The sequence below is a fragment of the Pseudomonas sp. HY2-MNA-CIBAN-0224 genome, assembly GCF_040310285.1.
In the GTDB taxonomy this organism is placed as follows: Bacteria; Pseudomonadota; Gammaproteobacteria; order Pseudomonadales; family Pseudomonadaceae; genus Aquipseudomonas; species Aquipseudomonas helleri.
Map to the genome: position 1 here is coordinate 1 of NZ_JBEOPQ010000240.1, position 371 is coordinate 371.

General features: G+C 45.6%; 1 protein-coding gene. It reads right to left on the reverse strand.

Features of this window, described 5'->3' with window-relative positions:
• Nucleotides 1–371, reverse strand: a 371-nt coding sequence (locus AAEZ03_RS26215) for an aminopeptidase N C-terminal domain-containing protein (RefSeq protein WP_350582674.1), incomplete at both ends; no start/stop codon positions are given.

Consider the following 371-nt stretch of genomic DNA (forward strand, 5'->3'; position numbering starts at 1 on the left):
TTGCACACTAAACCATAAATCGATAACCAAGTCATTTGCTTGGAAACGTTGATAAAAGTCCGCCAAATAGGCATCCGCATCTGCCAATTGATGATTAACCATCACTTTTAATGCACCAAAACGTTCCGTCATACAGCTGGCATTGTCATACTGCTGCTGTGCCCATTCATTGGCACCATCAACGTTAGCCGTCAATGCCATGTCTAATATCACATTGCGCAAGGCACGAGTACCACGAGCGGCGGCGCTATCTTCATAAGACTGCATGGGCAGCTGCTTATAAAGTACTGCCCATTGGTCTTTTAGCATCTCTGCCACTTGCTGATATAAGCCTTCACGCTGCGCTTTGACCAACTCTGGATCATAATCTT